The sequence below is a fragment of the Stenotrophomonas sp. TWI1183 genome (assembly GCF_039673115.1).
GTDB classification, from domain to species: Bacteria; Pseudomonadota; Gammaproteobacteria; order Xanthomonadales; family Xanthomonadaceae; genus Stenotrophomonas; species Stenotrophomonas maltophilia_AA.
This window is the reverse complement of sequence record NZ_JBDJKZ010000003.1, coordinates 167691-184781: the sequence shown is the minus strand read 5'-3', so window position 1 is coordinate 184781 and position 17091 is coordinate 167691. Positions and strand designations below refer to the sequence as shown.

The 17091-nt window shown below is 67.2% G+C and carries 12 protein-coding genes; 11 read left to right on the top strand and 1 reads right to left on the bottom strand.

Annotated features, from left to right (window positions below):
- Positions 1 to 190 precede the first annotated feature (190 nt).
- The 8 genes from ABE434_RS04835 (at position 191) to ABE434_RS04800 (ending at position 12301) form a co-directional block, all read left to right on the top strand.
- On the top strand, positions 191 to 2173 hold the full coding sequence (locus ABE434_RS04835; RefSeq protein ID WP_346478020.1) for a serine hydrolase domain-containing protein: 1983 nt from the start codon (positions 191 to 193) through the stop codon (positions 2171 to 2173).
- 33 nt (positions 2174 to 2206) lie between these two features.
- Positions 2207 to 3205: a dipeptide epimerase gene (locus ABE434_RS04830; RefSeq protein ID WP_346478019.1), complete on the top strand. Its 999-nt coding sequence runs from the start codon at positions 2207 to 2209 to the stop codon at positions 3203 to 3205.
- Entirely contained in the window at positions 3202 to 5202 is a 2001-nt protein-coding gene (locus ABE434_RS04825) for a serine hydrolase domain-containing protein (protein WP_346478018.1), read from the top strand. The genes ABE434_RS04830 and ABE434_RS04825 overlap by 4 nt, the downstream gene beginning before the upstream one ends.
- A gap of 19 nt (positions 5203 to 5221) precedes the next feature.
- A complete protein-coding gene (locus ABE434_RS04820) occupies positions 5222 to 6553 on the top strand; it encodes a peptide MFS transporter (protein ID WP_346478017.1) in 1332 nt (443 codons plus the stop codon).
- A gap of 155 nt (positions 6554 to 6708) precedes the next feature.
- Positions 6709 to 8904, top strand: a complete 2196-nt coding sequence (locus tag ABE434_RS04815) for a TonB-dependent receptor (protein WP_346478016.1) — start codon at positions 6709 to 6711, stop codon at positions 8902 to 8904.
- A 159-nt stretch (positions 8905 to 9063) separates the two neighbouring features.
- Entirely contained in the window at positions 9064 to 10107 is a 1044-nt protein-coding gene (locus ABE434_RS04810) for a DUF1611 domain-containing protein (RefSeq protein WP_346478015.1), read from the top strand.
- The gene (gene bla, locus ABE434_RS04805) at positions 10104 to 11108 is read left to right on the top strand and encodes a class A beta-lactamase (protein WP_346478014.1); all 1005 of its coding nucleotides are present in this window, start codon (positions 10104 to 10106) and stop codon (positions 11106 to 11108) included. Before ABE434_RS04810 ends, bla begins: the two co-directional genes overlap by 4 nt.
- A complete protein-coding gene (locus tag ABE434_RS04800; RefSeq protein ID WP_346478013.1) occupies positions 11105 to 12301 on the top strand; it encodes a hypothetical protein in 1197 nt (398 codons plus the stop codon). Before bla ends, ABE434_RS04800 begins: the two co-directional genes overlap by 4 nt.
- On the opposite strand, the gene ABE434_RS04795 is transcribed toward ABE434_RS04800, so the two are convergent.
- Positions 12271 to 13182: a LysR substrate-binding domain-containing protein gene (locus ABE434_RS04795; RefSeq protein ID WP_346478012.1), complete on the bottom strand. Its 912-nt coding sequence runs from the start codon at positions 13180 to 13182 to the stop codon at positions 12271 to 12273. The two genes, ABE434_RS04800 and ABE434_RS04795, sit on opposite strands and share 31 nt — an antisense overlap.
- 262 nt (positions 13183 to 13444) lie before the next feature.
- On the opposite strand from ABE434_RS04795, the gene ABE434_RS04790 reads away from it, so the two are divergent.
- From ABE434_RS04790 to ABE434_RS04780, 3 genes are read left to right on the top strand one after another with little or no spacing between them, the layout of a single operon-like run.
- Positions 13445 to 14695 carry a 3-methyl-2-oxobutanoate dehydrogenase (2-methylpropanoyl-transferring) subunit alpha gene (locus tag ABE434_RS04790; protein WP_346478011.1) on the top strand — a complete coding sequence of 417 codons (1251 nt, stop codon included), beginning with the start codon at positions 13445 to 13447 and terminating at the stop codon, positions 14693 to 14695.
- Between the two features lie 5 nt (positions 14696 to 14700).
- Entirely contained in the window at positions 14701 to 15744 is a 1044-nt protein-coding gene (locus tag ABE434_RS04785; protein WP_176989814.1) for an alpha-ketoacid dehydrogenase subunit beta, read from the top strand.
- Positions 15745 to 15747: 3 nt separating this feature from the next.
- Positions 15748 to 17091 (top strand): dihydrolipoamide acetyltransferase family protein, encoded by a 1344-nt coding sequence (locus tag ABE434_RS04780; protein WP_346478010.1) that lies wholly within the window; start codon positions 15748 to 15750, stop codon positions 17089 to 17091.

Sequence of the window (17091 nt, the reverse complement as noted above, 5' to 3'; positions counted from 1 at the left end):
ATCGGCCCCGGAATGGCGTATTCAGGGCATGTAACGGTCGCAATCACCCCTGCTCGGCGGCTGCCAGACGAGATCACGCGCAATTGACATTTCTCTGATCAGGAATATTGTTGTCTGATTGAGATGGTTTTGGGCCCTCCGCTCGTTTGTGCGGGGTGCCTCGTCTTCCAGTTCCAGAGGGGATCGTCACATGCGTGCGTTGTCAGGGCTTGTCGCGTTGTGTTGTGGGCTGTTGCTGTCCTTCCAGGCCGATGCACAGCGGCCGCCGTCCCCGCCTCCGGAGGCCGCGCCCACCCGCGTGGACACCGTTGCCCGATTGACCGCGGATGACGCGGCCACCTGGCTGGATGGGTTCATGCCGTATGCCATCGCGCGCGGTGACATCGCCGGCGCGGTGGTGACCGTGGTCAAGGACGGCCAGATCCTGGTCCGTCGCGGTTACGGCGTCTCGGATGTGGAAAAACAGACCCCGGTGGATCCGGACCGCACCCTGTTCCGGATGGCCTCGGTCTCCAAGCTGATGACCTGGACCGCGGTGATGCAGCTGGTGGAGGCCGGCAAGCTGGATCTGGACGCGGACATCAACCAGTACCTGGATTTCAAGGTGCCCGAACGCGGCCTGCCGATCACGCTGCGCCAGCTGATGACGCATACCGGTGGCTTCGAGGCCAACATCAAGTACATGTGGACCAGCGAGGCGGTGGCCGAAGCCGGTGACATCGCGCTGGGACCGTACCTCAAGCGACGGGTGCCGGCGCAGATCTTCGCGCCGGGCACCGTGCCCGCCTATTCGAACTACGGCACCAGCCTGGCCGGCTACATCGTAGAGCGCGTGTCCGGGCAACCGTTTGCCGAGTACGTCGAGCAGCACATCTTCGTGCCGCTGCAGATGCAGCACGCCAGCTTCCGGCAACCGCTGCCGCCGGCGTTGCGTGCCCTGGTCAGCAAGGGCTATGCACTGGGATCGGGCAAACCGCGCGACTTCGAAGTCACCCCGTCGGCTCCGGCCGGCGCACTGTCGGCCACCGGCAGCGACATGGCGCGTTTCATGATCGCGCACCTGAGCGCGGCGGGCGGCCACGACACGGCCATTCTGAAAGCCGCGACCAGCCAGCTGATGCTGACCCCGCAGACGCGCTTCGCGCCGCCGCTGAACACCATGGCGCTCGGCTTCTACGAGATCGATGTCAATGGCCAGCGCGTGGTATCGCACGCCGGTGACACCTACTCGTTCCACTCGCAGCTGTTCCTGTTCCGCGATCACGACGTCGGCCTGTTCGTCTCGCTCAACAGCGCGGGCGCCAACGGCATCACCGGCCCGATCCGGCGTGAACTGCTGGAGAACTTCGCCGACCGCTATTTCCCGGCCGCGGCACCCGCCCCGGCACCGCCCGTGGACGCGGCACTGGCCAAGCAGCAGGCACGCCTGCTGGCGGCGCCGAGCTACCTGGATTCGCGGCGTGCGGAGACCGGCATCGGCCGCACCGGCATCCTCACCCAGACCCGCCTGGAAGCCCTCGATGATGGCAGCCTGCGTCTGCCGCGCCTGAAGCAGCCCAACGGGCAGCCCACCACCTTCAAGCCGATCGCCCCGTGGCTGTGGCAGGCCAGCAACAGCGAGCTGCGCCTGGCCGCCATCGTCAAGGACGGCGCGCCGGTCGGCTTTGCAGTGGATTCGTCTTCGCCGTTCAACGTGTTCCTGCGTGCCGAAGGCTATCGCTCGGCGCTGTGGCTGAAGCCGGCACTGACCGGGGCAGTGGCCGTGCTGGCGCTGTCCGCGCTGGCGTGGCCGATCGCCGCGTTCGTGCGCCGCCGTCATGGGCGCGTGCTGGGCTGGCCGCGCAGGACGCTGCTGGCCTATCGCCTGAGCCGCTTCGCCTGCTGGTTCGTGCTGCTGGTGCCTGCCGCGGCCATGGCGGTGATGACCTGGGCATCGGCGGATTTCGCCCGCCTCGATGACCGCCTCGATCCGGCAGTGATCGGGCTCGGCATCGCCACGGTGATCGCGATCGTCGGCGGGATCGGTTCGACGGCCTGGAATCTGGTGGAGACGGTACGCATTCGTCGCGGCTGGCTCGCCCGCCTCTGGGCCGCGCTGCTGCTGATCGCGGCCTGCGTGCTCGCCTATTCGCTGGTCCTGATGGGCCTGGCCGACTTCGCTCTCAACTACTGACCCATGGCCCCGCCACGGGGCTGGAGACATCCTGTGAAACTGACCCTGCAGATCGATACGCTTGCCTTGCTGGCCCCGTTCCGGATCAGCGGCTACGTGTTCGAACACGCCCCGGTACTGCGCGTGGAACTGGAAGACGGCGGCCATCGCGGCCGTGGCGAAGCCAGCGGTGTGTACTACTTCGATGACACGCCCGAGCAGATGCTGGCGACGCTGGAACTGCTGCGTGCGCGCATCGAAGCCGGCATCACCCGCAACGAGCTGCAGCAACTGCTGCCCCGCGGCGGCGCGCGCAACGCACTCGACTGCGCGCTCTGGGATCTGGAAGCGAGCCGTAGCGGCACGCATGCCTGGGCGCTGGCCGGGCTGTCGCAGACGCGGCCGCTGCTGACCACCTGGACCCTGGGCGCCGATGACCCGGCGACGATGCAGTCGATCGCGACCGGACGCTATGCGCCGGCCAAGGCACTCAAGCTCAAGCTCAGCGGTGATCTGGATATCGACATCGAGCGCGTGCGTGCGGTGCGCAAGGTGCGCCCGGATGTGTGGATGGGCGTGGACGCCAACCAGGGCTACAGCGTGGACGTGCTCGATGCGCTGATTCCGGTGCTGCTGGAGAACGGCATCAAGCTGCTGGAACAACCCTTGCCGCGCGGCCGCGAAGCCGAGCTCAAGGGCTTCGCGCGGCCGTTGCCGTTCGCCGCCGACGAGAGCGTGCAGGATGCTTCGGAGATCGAGGCGCTGGCGGGTCTGTTCGACGTCATCAACATCAAGCTAGACAAGGCCGGCGGGCTCACCGAAAGCCTGGCGATGGTCGGCAAGGCCCGCTCGCTGGGCATGCAGGTGATGGTCGGCAACATGATCGGCAGCAGCTGGGCGATGGGCCCGGCCTTCATCGTGGGCCAGCATTGCGACGTGGTCGATCTCGATGGCCCGCTGTTCCTGCGCGATGACCGGACCCCGGGCCTGCGCTACGACGGCGGACTGGTGCATTGCGACGACGCCGTCTGGGGCAAGGGAGTGCACGCATGAGCATCTGGCGCCCGCTGATCTCCGGCCTGCTGCTGGCCTCGACTGTCGCGTTCTCGCCCGTGCATGCGCAGGCACCGGTCCCCGTCGCTGCACCGGCGGCCCCCGCGAGCACCGAAGCGGCTGACAGCATCGCGCCCGCGCAGACAGCCACCGGCACGCTGGATGCCGCACGCGTGGACACCTTCCTTGATGGCCTGGTGCCCTACCTGATGGCCCAGGGCGATCTCGCTGGCGCCGTGGTCACCGTGGTCGAGAACGGCAAGGTCGTCACCGAGCGCGGCTTTGGTTTCTCCGATGTCGAGAAGCGCACGCCGGTCGATCCCAAAACCACGTTGTTCCGCCCCGGCTCGATCTCCAAGCTGTTCGTGTGGACCGCGGTGATGCAGCTGGTCGAACAGGGCAAGCTGGACCTGGACACCGACATCAACACCTACCTGGACATCAAGGTCCCGGCCAAGGGTGAGCCGATCACGCTGCGCCAGATCATGACCCACACCAGCGGTCTGGAAGAGCGCATGCGCTACCTGATCGTGCTGGGTCCGGATCATCCGGCCAACCGCGACAACTACCTCAAGGAATGGGTGCCCAACCAGATCTCCACACCGGGCACGACACCGGCGTACTCCAACTACGCCACCGGCATCGCCTCGTACATCGTCGAGCGCGTCAGCGGGCAGCGCTTCGAAGACTACGCCAGGCAGCACATCCTGCAGCCGCTGGACATGCAGTACGCCAGCTTCGAACAGAAGCTGCCGGCCGAGCTGCTGCCACACGCCGCCAAGGGCTATCTGCTGGGCTCGGGCAAAAGCTACCCGGCCGAGAAGAACACCGCACCGGGCGTGGGCGGTCTGTATGCCTCCGGGTCGGCGATGGCCCGTTTCATGATGGCCACGCTCAATCATGGTGAGCTCGACGGCCAGCGCATCATGCGCGCCGAGACCAACGCACAGATGCTGACCCCGCAGCCGGCGATCCTGCCGCATCTGCCGCGCATGGCCCTGGGCTGGATGGCCTCGGACACCGGTGGCTACGACACCCGCTCGCACGGCGGCACGATGCTGTTCTTCTACTCGTGGCTGTGGATGATCCCGGAGCGCAACATCGGCGTGTTCGTCTCCACCAACAGCGTCGGGCGTGATGCGGCCGGCTCGGCGCTGCGTGCCCAGGTGTGGGAGCGCTTCGTCGAGAACTTCCTGCCGACCCTGCCGATCCAGGCCGCCGGCCCAGGCGTGGATGCGGCCACCGCGCGCGAACACGCCGCGGCGCTGGCGGGGGTGAGCTGGCAGAGCACGCGCCGCTCGGACAGTTCGTATCTGCGCATGCTGACCCTGTTCGCACCGATCCGCGTGCACCCGCAGGAAGACGGCACGATCACCGTCGATGGCCAGAAGGGACTCAACGGCCAGCTGCTGCGCTGGCGCGAGGTGTCGCCGTGGCTGTGGCAGCAGGAAAACGGCCGCGGCCTGTTGGAAGTGAAGGTCAAGGACGGCCGGCCGGTGTACTTCTCCGGCGGCCCGTTCGCCTCGGTGTTCGGCTTCGAACCGATCCCCGGCTGGCGTTCGCCGGCGTGGCTGCGCCCTGCGCTGATCGTCGCACTGGGGCTGCTGACGCTGTCGGCCGTGCTGCGCCTCGGTGGCGTGTTCGTGCGCCGTTACTACCGTGCCAGCGCGCCGCTCGAAGGCCGTGGCCTGCGCTGGCTGCAGACGCTGTCGATCACAACCCAGCTGGGCACTGTCGTCGCCTGGGGGCTGTACGTGAAATCGATCGCTGGCCCGGGCGCGATCTCGTCGTACAGCAACGGGCCGTTGATCCTGGTCCAGGCGGTGTCCTGGCTGAGCGTGATTGCCGCGGTCGCACTGGTCTGGGTGGCCGTCCGCGCGCCGGCCAGCTGGCCGCGCATGCGCCGCTATGGCGCCTGGGTGGTCGCACTGTCGGGCCTGGTGGTGGCGTTCGTCGCCATTACCCAGCGCCTGATCAGTACCGGCCTGCAGCTCTGACCCCCGGACGCGCCGCCCGATGACCCTCGACGCACCGCGCAAGGCCTGGTTCGGGCAACCGCCAGGCCTCACCATCCTGTTCCTCACCGAGATGTGGGAGAAATTCTCCTACTACGGCATGCGGGCGCTGCTGGTCTATTACATGACCAAGCAGCTGTTGTTCTCGCAGGAACAGGCCTCGATGGTCTATGGCCTGTACACCGCGCTGGCCTACCTCAGCCCGGTGTTCGGCGGGATGCTCGCCGACCGCTGGCTGGGCAAGCGACGTGCGGTGATCCTGGGCGGCGCGATCATGGCGTTCGGGCACTTCCTGATGGCCTTCGATGCGCTGCTGTATCCCGCACTGCTGGCGATCGTGCTCGGCAATGGCCTGTTCCTGCCCACCCTGCCCGGCCAGGTCGGCGACCTCTACCAGCGCGATGATCCGCGCCGTGGCTCGGCGTTCAATGTGTACTACGTGGGCATCAACCTCGGTGCGTTCCTCGCCCCGCTGGTCTGCGGCACGCTGGGTGAGGTGTATGGCTGGCATGTTGGCTTCTCCGCGGCCGGCATCGGCATGCTGCTGGGGCTGGTGATCTACATCACCGGCCGCCGCCACCTGCCGCCGGATCCGCCGCGCAGCGAGCGCGCCACGCTGCCCTTCTCCGCGCTGTGGCAACCGGCCTATCGCCCGCTGCTGCAACTGATGGCGATGATTGCCGGCCTGATCGTGGTGTTCCGTCTTGCCTACGAGCAGATCGGCAACACCATCGCGATCTGGCTCGACACCGGCGTGGACCGCGTGCTCACCGCGGATTTCACCCTTCCGATGACGTGGTTCTTCTCGCTCAATCCGCTGCTGGTCTTCCTGATCACCCCGCTGCTGGTGCGACGCTGGATGCGGCAGGCCCGCGACGGCCGCGAGCCGGCCGCACTGACCAAGATGGCGGTCGGTGCCGCCGTGGTCGGATTGTCGTTCGCGCTGGTGGCGATACTCGGTGGCGAACCAACGGCCAAGGTCGGCTGGCTGTGGGCCGCGCTGTTCTTTGCGATCTTCACCTTCGGCGAGCTCTTCATCCTGCCGGTCGGACTGGGTCTGTTCGCCCGCCTGGCCCCGGTCGGCTTCGGCGCCACGATCATCGCGTTCTGGTTCCTCGCGTCGTTCGGCGGCAACCTGCTGGCCGGCGCGGTCGGCACGCTGTGGTCGACGCTCTCCAGCGCGGTGTTCTTCTCGCTGATGGCTGGTACCTGCCTGATCGTCGCCGTGCTGTTGCTGCGCCTGGAGCGACGTGCCCGGCCCTTGCTCGCTGGCAATGGGTCACCTGCAGCGCAGGAGGCCGTCCCGACTGACGATGCAGCGACCGCGCGATGAGGTCACCGTTCCGGCACGGCACGGTGTCGACGGCACGCGTGCCCCCGCTCCCCCCGCCTCAGCCCGCCACACGGCCGCCCCGGCCGTGGATGACTGTTGTGCCTATTGCCCGACTTCGTTCCTGATTCCAGAGAGCCCGCCACATGCGCAAGCCGATGAAACGTTCGATCCTCGCCTCTACCGTCACGCTGTGCTGCATGAGCCTCGCCACTGCGGCGATGGCCCAGGACGCCGATGCCGAAGGCGGCCGCAGCACGCCCGATGTCGTCGAGCTCGATCGCGTGGTGGCCACCGCACAGAAGCGCAGCGAGAACGTCATGGAGGTGGCGGCCGGCGTCAGCGTGATCAGCGAAGAGCGGCTGGAAGCGTTCGGTGCAACGCGCCTGAACGACTTCGCCGCCTACGTGCCCGGCTTCCAGGTCGACAGTGGCGGCGCACCGGGCCAGACCACGATGGCGCTGCGCGGCGTGGCACCGCTTGGCGGCGGCTCGATCATCGGCACCTACATCGATGACACCCCGATCGGCCCTAGCAGCAACAAGCAGCGCGCGACCACCTACGCGCTGGATCTGCTGCCGTATGACATCCAGAGCGTGGAGGTACTGCGCGGCCCGCAGGGCACGCTGTACGGCGCCAGCTCGATGGGCGGCCTGTTCAAGTACATCACCAAGGCGGCCGATCCGGACGGCTTCGAGTTCCGCGCGGGGATGGACGTCAACGCCACCAAGGAAGCCGGTGACGTGGGCACCGGCGTGCGCACCTCCTTCAACGTGCCGCTGATCGAAGGCAAGCTGGGCATGCGCGCCAGTCTGTCGCGCCAGGGCACCCCCGGTTACGTCGACCAGCCCGACCTCAGCGGCGAGGATGCCAAGGACAGCAACGGCTATTACCAGCTGGCCTCGCGCCTGGCGCTGACCTGGCGCATCAGCGACACCGCCAACCTGCGCGTGCAGGCGCTGTCGCAGATCGTGGATGCGGACAACTCCAGCGCGGTGGGCCTGACCTATCCCACGCTGGAGCCGATCCGCGGGCCGCTGGAAGGCATCCTGCAGCGCGCGACGCCGTACCGGATGGAGACCGACTACTACTCTGCGATCCTGGACTGGGATCTGGGCAACGTCGATTTCGTGTCGGCCACCAGCTTCTCCGAAACCCGCATGGATGAAGTGCAGGATTCCACGCTGGTGTACGGCGCGGCATGGCCCCTGCTGACCCCGTACCCGGCCGGCCAGGCGCAGTTCGATGTGTTCCTCGGCACCCGCAAATGGACCCAGGAGTTCCGGCTCAGCTCCAAGGAGAGCGAGCGCTTCGAATGGCTGCTCGGCACCTTCTTCACCGGTGAGAAGAACACCAACCGCCAGCAGGTCAGCGCCTACGATGCGAATGGCATCCCGCTGCCCTTCAATCCCGGCACCGCGAGCCTGCCCGGCACCTATGACGAGCAGGCGATCTTCGCCGACGTCACCTACAAGCTCAGTCCCCGCTTCGATGTCTCCGCCGGTGTCCGGCACGCGCGCAACCAGCAGGATTTCGAGCAGCACAGCATCGGCCTGCTGTACGGCCCGCGGCCGATCGATCTGGCCGACTCCGCCGATGACAACGTGACGACGTGGAAGCTGGCCTCGCGCTGGCACCTCAACGACAGCTCGATGATCTACGCGCGTTACGCCACCGGCTACCGCCCGGGCGGGCCGAACGTATCGACCTCCGGCGTGGTGCCGATGACCAAGGCCGATACGCTGGACAACCTCGAGCTCGGCTTCAAATCGCACTTCTGGGACCGTCGCGCGATGATCGACATGGCGCTGTTCCGGATCGACTGGGACGACATCCAGGTGCGCGTTTCGGAAAACGGCCTGAGCTGGATGGGCAACGCCGGCAGCGCACGCAGCCAGGGCGCGGAACTGAGCTTCATGGTGCGGCCGGCCGAGCGCCTGACGCTCGGCCTCAATGCCGCCTACATCGATTCGAAGATCGGTGACGTGCCGCCGTCCAGCGGCCTGGTCTCCGGCAGCCGCATGCCGATGACGCCGCGGCTGAGCTGGTCGAGCACCATCGACTACGACATCGATGTGAGCGACCAGTGGCAGGGCCGGATCGGCGCCGGGTATCGCGTCACCGGCGAGCGGGTGGCTGGTGCGTACGACATCGACAGCTACAACGCGCTGGACCTGCATGCCGAGCTGACCAACATGACGTGGACCGTGCGTCTGTATGCGCGCAACGCCACCGACGAGCGCGCCTATGTCTCGACCGGCGCCGTGCGCGACGCACTCAACCGCTACGTCGCCGTGACCGGCGTTCCGCTGCAGCCGCGCACCATCGGCATGTCGATCGACTATCGCTACTGAGGGGCGTGGAGCACACCGACAGAAGAGAGTGGATAATTATCCTGATTAGGTTGCATATTCTCTGATTAGGACTTATACAGATCGAACCAGGTCAAACAACAGCGAGCCCTCGCCGTGAATGCCTCTCCTCTCTTCTCTCCCGCGACCACTGGAACCCTCATGAGCCCGACGCCCACCGCTGCCGTACAGGCCCTCGCCGCCCTCCCCCAGCCGTACCTGCTGTTCCTGGGCGACACCACCGAAGCCGGCTTCGCCAAGACCGCGATCGGGCTGCACGACTGGGCTCCGGAAGTGTGTGTCGCCGAATGGAGCCTGCCCGGCTGCCCGATCACCACCGGCCTGCCCACCATGACGCCGGCCCAGGCGCGCGCCGCCGGTGCGCGTGCGATGGTGATCGGCGTGGCCAACGGCGGCGGCGTGATTCCCCCGCAGTGGCTGCCGGCGCTGGTCGACGCCCTCGAGAACGGCCTGGACCTGGTCAGCGGCATGCACCAGAAGCTGGGTGACATCCCGGAACTGGCCGCCGCCGCCGAACGCCATGGGCGCGAGCTGATCAACGTCCGCGTGCCGCCGCGCGGCATTCCGGTCGGCAACGGGCGCAAGCGCACCGGCAAGCGCGTGCTGACCGTCGGCACGGACTGCGCGCTGGGCAAGAAGTACACCGCACTGGCCCTGGCCCGCGGCCTGCGCGGGCTCGGCGTGGATGCCGACTTCCGCGCCAGCGGCCAGACCGGCATCCTGATCGCCGGCAGCGGCATTCCGATGGACGCGGTGGTCGCCGATTTCTCGGCGGGCGCCGCCGAACTGCTCAGCCCGAATGCAGCCCACGACCATTGGGACGTCATCGAAGGCCAGGGCTCGCTGTTCCATCCCGCCTACGCCGGTGTCAGCCTCGGCCTGCTGCACGGCAGCCAGCCGGATGTGTTCGTGGTCTGCCACCAGCCGGGGCGCAAGCATGTGCTCGGCTATCCGGACTATCCGCTGCCCTCCATCGAGGAAGTGATCGCGTTGACCGTGCAGCTCGGGCGTCGTACCAACCCGGACATCCGCTGCGTCGGCGTCAGTCTCAACACCCATGGCATGACCGAAGCCGCGGCGTCGGCCGCCTGTGCGGAGGTCAGCGCGCGCCTGGGTCTGCCGGTGGCCGACCCGATGCGGCAAGATGGGGAATTCAACCGTTTGCTGGAGGCCTGCATCGCATGAAGATGACATCCCGTACCTTGAGCCTGTGCGTCGCGGCCATGCTGGGCCTGAGCCCGCTCGCCGCCTTCAGCGCCAGCCGGACCAGTCCGGTGGAAACCGAAGTCGCACGCCTGGCCACGTTGATCGACGGCAAGGTCGGTGTCTCGGCATGGCGCCTGGATGGCAAGGGCGAGCAGGTGCATCTGAATCCCGATGAAGGCTTCCCGATGGCCAGCACGTTCAAGGTCGCCGTCGCCGCCGTGATCCTGAGCAAGGTGGATGCCGGCGAACTGGCGCTGACCACGATGGTGCCGGTGCCGAAATCCTTCTATGTCGATTCGGAAGTGATCGCCGACCGTTTCATCCACGACGGCGTGAGCCTGTCGGTGCACAACCTGCTCGAAGTGATGTTGACCCAGAGCGACAACACCGCCACCGACGTGCTGGTGGCCCAGGCCGGTGGACCGGCCGCGGTCACCGCCTGGCTGCGCGCACACGGCATCGAAGGCCAGCGTCTGGACCGCAACACCCGGCAGTTGCTGAGCGACATCTTCGGCCTCGGCGATGAGCCGCTGACCAAGGAACGCGTCGCGGAACTGACCCTCGACCCCGAGGTCGTGAAGCGCACCAAGTCCGGCAGCGAGGCCTTCGACAAGGATCCGCGCGACACCTCCACGCCGCGTGCGATGTCGACCCTGCTGACCCAGCTGTTCACCGGCAAGGCACTCAGCCCGGCCAGCACCGAGGTGCTGGTGCAGATCATGGAGCGTTGCCGGACCTGCAGCGCACGCCTGCGCGGCAGCCTGCCGCCGGGCACCAAGGTGGCGGACAAGAGCGGCACCGTCGCCGGCACCGTCAACGACGTCGGCGTGGTCACCCTGCCCGACGGCAACCAGTTCGCCATCTCGGTCTTCGTCAAAGCGAGCAATGCCCCGCGCAGCGAACGTGAGCGGGTGATCGCGGAGATCGCGCGCACCGTGCGCGACTTCTACCTGCTGCAGCCCAAGGTCGCCCGCAAGTGACCGCCGCCGCCAGCCGGTTCCAGCGGTATCTGTTGCCCGGTCTGGCGTTCAAGTCGGCCGTGATCGGCGGCGGATACGCGACCGGCCGTGAGCTGGCGGAGTTTTTCCTGCCATCGGGCCCGTGGGGTGGCTTGGCCGCGATGGTGTTGTCGATGCTGATCTGGAGCGTGATCTGCATCCTGACGTTCCTGTTGGCACGGGCGATCCGTGCCAACGACTACCGTACGTTCTTCCGGCATCTGCTGGGCCGTGGCTGGTGGACCTTCGAAGTCGCCTACCTGGCATTGATCGTGGTGGTGCTGGCGGTCTTCGGCGCGGCCGCCGGCGAACTGGCGGCGACCATGTTCGGCTGGCCGCGGATCGTCGGCACGCTGGTGCTGGTGGCGATCATCACCGGCGTGGTGCAGGCCGGCACCAATGCCGTCGAACGCATGTTCAAGCTGATGTCGGCCTTCATGTACCTGGTGTACGCCATCGCGGCGTGCCTGATCCTGTACCGCTTCGGCGGCGGCGCGATGGCACAGCTCTCCAACACCCATGAACTGGGCAAGGACTGGGTGCTCAACGGCGTCACCTACGCCGGCTACAACATGTTCGCCGCCGTCTCGATCCTGCTGGTCGTGCGCCACCTGCTGTGCCGCCGCGATGCGGTGATCGCCGGTGCGCTGGCCGGCCCGCTGGCGATCCTGCCGGCGATCGTCTTCTACGTCTGCATGATCGCGTTCCTGCCGGACATCGCCGACGCGCCGCTGCCGTCGGACCTCATGCTCGGCCAGCTCGGCCTGCCGTGGTTCCAGTGGCTGTTCCGCCTGATGATCATGGTGGCGCTGGTGGAAACCGGGGTCACGCTGATGGCCTCCGTGGATGGCCGCATCAGCGTCAACTGGAAAGAACGCACCGGTGCCGCACCGAAGCGCGGGATCCGCGTGGCGATCATCGTGGCGATCCTGCTGATGGCCGTGTTCATGGCCGATGGCATCGGCCTGGTGGCGCTGATCGCGAAGGGATACCGGCTGCTGGCGTACGCGATCCTGGCCACCTACGTGGTGCCGTTGCTGGCCTACTCGGCGTGGCAGATCTGGTCACGCCGCGGGCAGGCCTTCACCGCGCCCGTGGGCGACCTGCCCGATCCTCGTCCCGCGTTGGCCGATGCCATCGGCGCTCATCCGCCACAGGCGAAGACCAGGAACTGATGCAGTGCGCGTGCCGGCGCGGACAGGTCTTCGTCCGGGCGCCAGACCAGGCCGACTTCCATCGGCGGCACCGCGTCGGTGAGGGTGCGTACGTCGATCCGGCGCCCCTCCAGCGACCACGGCCGATAGACCATGTCCGACAGGATGCTGACCCCGAACCCGTAGGCGACCATGCCGCGCAGCGCTTCCAGCGACGAGGTCCGGAACACGACGTTGGGTTCGCGCCCGACCGAGCGCCAGTAGCGCATCGCCGACTCCTGGCCCTCGTCGACCATCAGCATGATGTACGGATACGGCTCCACGTCGGCCGGGCTGATCACCGGCAGCTGCAGCAGCGGATGCGACTCGGCCAGCCACAGTTGGCGGCGGGAGCGGATCAGCACCTGGCGCCGCAGCACATAGGGCTCGGCCATGTTGGAAATGATGCACAGGCCGAAGTCGAGGTCGCCGCTGCTGACGCCCTGCTCGATCGCGGCGCGGTCCATGTCGACCAGGTCGACCTCCACCTGCGGGTAGGAGCGCTTGAAGCGCGCCAGCAGGCTCGGCAGGAAGTAGCCCAGCACCGTATAGGACGCGCCGATCCGCACCCGGCCCGGGAGGGTGTTGGCCAGGAACATTGGCTCGCTGAGCGCGTCCTGCAGCGTATCCAGGATGTGCCGCACATGCTGGTGGAAGCGGTGCCCCTCGGCGGTGAGGCCGACCCCGTGCGGCATGCGGTCGAACAGCTTCAGGCCCAGCGAGGCTTCCAGCTGGGCGACCGCCGCGGTGATCACGGATTGGGAGACGTGCAGCTTGCGCGCGGCCTGCGAGAACTGCCCCAATTCAGCCGCTTCGGCAAAGTAACGCAGCTGGCGCAGGGTCATGTTGGCGGGGATTTGCATGCACGGGCTCCCACGGAATGAAGATATCTGAATAAACAATACCTCATACGCAATTAAACAAATTTACGATAAGCCGCTGTGCCTCTAGACTTCACACTGGGTGCAATGCGCCATGGCCCCAGCCGCCTTGCAAGCGCTGGTCCTTACCCGCTTCGCGACGAGATCCCGCCCGGATGTCGGCGCGTCAACATCGCCATTACCGTTGCCCCCCGCCGGCGGTATGCCTGTAGCTCCATGACCCAAGCCCAGCGAGGCCCCTGACATGTCATCACCCCAGATTCCCGCCACGAGCGAGCCGTTGCATCTGCACGTGCCCGAGCCCAGCGCCCGTCCCGGCCAGGCCACCGACTTTTCCTATCTGAAGCTGAGCCCCGCCGGCGCGGTCGACAAGCCGCCCGTGGACGTGAGCGCCAGCCAGACCGCGCCGCTGACCGGCCAGCTGATCCGCGTGCTGGACGACAACGGCGACGCCGTGGGCCCCTGGGCTGCCGACATCGACGACGCCGTGCTGCTGCGTGCGATGCACGCCATGCTCAAGACGCGCGCCTACGACGCCCGCCTGCTGATCGCCCAGCGCCAGAAGAAGACCTCGTTCTACATCCAGTGCCTGGGTGAAGAAGCGATCGCCGTCGGCCAGACCCTGGCGCTGCGCGATGACGACATGCAGTTCCCGACCTACCGCCAGCAGGGCATCCTGATCACCAAGGACGTCTCGCTGGTCGACATGATCTGCCAGGTGCTGTCCAACGCGGCCGACCCGCTGAAGGGCCGCCAGCTGCCGATCATGTATTCGTACAAGGATTACGGCTTCTTCTCGATCTCCGGCAACCTGACCACCCAGTACATCCAGGCCGTGGGCTGGGCGATGGCCTCGGCGATCAAGGGCGACACCCGCATCGCCACCGCATGGGTGGGTGATGGCGCGACCGCCGAAGGCGACTTCCACGCCGCGCTGACCTTCGCGCACGTGTACCGCGCCCCGGTCGTACTCAACGTGGTCAACAACCAGTGGGCGATCTCCACCTTCCAGGCGATTGCCGGCGGTGAGAACACCACCTTCGCCGCGCGCGGCGTGGGCTACGGGATTCCGTCGCTGCGTGTGGACGGCAACGATCTGCTCGCCGTGTACGCGGCCTCGCGCTGGGCCGCCGAACGCGCCCGCAGCAATCTCGGCCCGACCCTGATCGAGTGGGTGACCTACCGCGCCGGCCCGCATTCGACCTCGGATGATCCGTCCAAGTACCGCCCCGCCGACGATGCCCAGCACTTCCCGCTCGGCGATCCGATCGACCGCCTGAAGCAGCACCTGATCAAGCGCGGCCTGTGGAGCGAGCAGCAGCACGACGAAGTGCGCACCGAACTCGATGCCGAGATCCTGCGTGCCCTCAAGGAAGCCGAAACCCACGGGTTGCTCGGCAGCGACAACCGTCCCGGCGCGGCCCTCATGTTCGAAGACGTCTACAAGGACATGCCCGAACACCTCCGTCGCCAGCGTCAGCAGTTGGGAGTCTGAACACCATGAGCGGGATTGAACAGAACAACACCGGCGGCACGCCGATGACCATGATCCAGGCGCTGCGCTCGGCGATGGACGTGATGCTGGAACGCGACGACAACGTGGTGGTCTTCGGCCAGGACGTGGGCTACTTCGGCGGCGTGTTCCGCTGCACCGACGGCCTGCAGACCAAGTACGGCAAGCAGCGCGTGTTCGATGCGCCGATTTCCGAAAACGGCATCGCCGGCGCGGCGATCGGCATGGCCGCCTACGGCCTGCGGCCGGTCGCCGAAATCCAGTTCGCCGATTACATCTACCCGGCCTACGACCAGATCGTGTCCGAAGCGGCGCGCATGCGCTATCGCTCCGGCGGCAGCTTCACCTCCTCACTGGTGTTCCGCACCCCGTGTGGCGGTGGCATCTACGGTGGCCAGACCCACAGCCAGAGCCCGGAAGCGATCTTCGCGCACGCCACCGGCCTGCGTACCGTCATGCCGTCCAACCCGTACGACGCCAAGGGCCTGCTGATCGCCTCGATCGAGAACGACGATCCGGTGATCTTCCTGGAGCCCAAGCGCTTGTACAACGGCCCGTTCGACGGTCACCACGACCGCCCGGTCACCGCGTGGTCCAAGTACCCGGACAACCTGGTGCCGGAGGGCTACTACAACGTGCCGCTGGACAAGGCCGCCATCGCCCGCGAAGGCAAGGCCCTGACGGTCATCACCTACGGCACCACCGTGTGGGTGGCCAAGGCCGCCGCCGAAGATGCCGGGATCGATGCCGAAGTGATCGACCTGCGCAGCCTGTGGCCGCTGGATCTGGACGCCATCGTCAACTCGGTCAAGAAGACCGGCCGCTGCATCGTGCTGCACGAAGCCACCCGCACCTGCGGCTTCGGCGCCGAACTGGTCGCCCTGGTGCAGGAGCATTGCTTCTACCACCTGCAGGCACCGGTGGAACGCGTTACCGGCTGGGACACCCCGTATCCGCACGCGCAGGAATGGGACTACTTCCCGGGTCCGTCCCGGGTCATCGATGCAATGCAGCGCGTGCTGGAGGACTGAACCATGGGACATCACGTCATCAAGATGCCGGACATCGGTGAAGGTATCGCCGAAGTCGAACTGATCACCTGGAAGGTCGAGGTCGGTGGCCCGGTCGCCGAAGACCAGGTCGTGGCCGAGGTCATGACCGACAAGGCCATGGTCGAGATCCCCTCGCCCGTGTCAGGCACCGTGGTCTCGCTGGGCGGCAAGCCTGGCCAGATGATGGCCGTCGGCAGCGAGCTGATCCGTCTGGAAGTGGACGGTGCCGGCAATGCCAGCGCCGCCAGTGCGCCGGCCGCCGCGGCGCCGGCCGAACCGGTTGCTGCGCCCAAGGCGGCCGCACCCGCAGCGGCACCTGCGGCCGCCGCAGAGCCTGCACCCGCTGCGACCCCGGCCAAGGCCGCCGCTGCCTCCGCACCCGCCTGCGCCGCCAAGCAGGACGCGCGTGGCGCGGTCACCAACGGCGTGCTCAACGCCGGTGAAGCCCCGCTGGCCTCGCCGGCCGTGCGCCGCCGCGCCTGGGACCTGGGGATCGAGCTGCGCTACGTGCCGGCCACCGGCCCGGGTGGTCGCATCCTGCAGGCCGATCTGGATGCCTACGCCGCCGCCGGTGGCAAGGCACAGCCGGTCGGTGGCAGTGCCGGCGGCAGCAGCTACGCACGCCGTACCGGCGAGCAGCAGGTGCCGATCATGGGCCTGCGCCGCAAGATCGCGCAGAAGATGCAGCAGTCCTGGTCGACCATTCCACACATCACCTATGTGGAAGAAATCGACGTCACGGAAGTGGAAGCCCTGCGCGCCAGGCTCAATGAGCGTTGGGCCAAGGAACGCGGCAAGCTGACCCTGCTGCCGTTGCTGGCACGCGCGGTCGTGCTGGCCGCACGCGACTTCCCGCAGATGAACGCCCGCTACGACGACCACGCCAACATCGTGACCCGCTATGAGGGCGTGCAGCTGGGCATCGCGACCCAGAGCGAGGTCGGCCTGTCGGTGCCGGTGGTCGCGCATGCCGAGTCGCTGGACCTGTGGCAGACCGCCGCGGAGATCGCGCGCCTGGCCAATGCCGTGCGTGTCGGCAAGGCGACCCGTGAGGAACTGTCCGGCTCGACCATCACCATCAGCAGCCTCGGCGCGATTGGTGGCCTGGTCTCGACCCCGATCATCAACCATCCGGAAGTGGCGATCGTCGGCGTCAACCGCATCATCGAACGCCCGATGTTCCGCGAGGGCCAGGTGGTGGCACGCAAGCTGATGAATCTGTCGTCCTCGTTCGACCATCGCATCGTCGATGGCATGGATGCGGCCGAGTTCGTGCAGGCGATCCGTACGCGCCTGGAAACCCCGGCCCTGCTGTTCGTGGAGTAA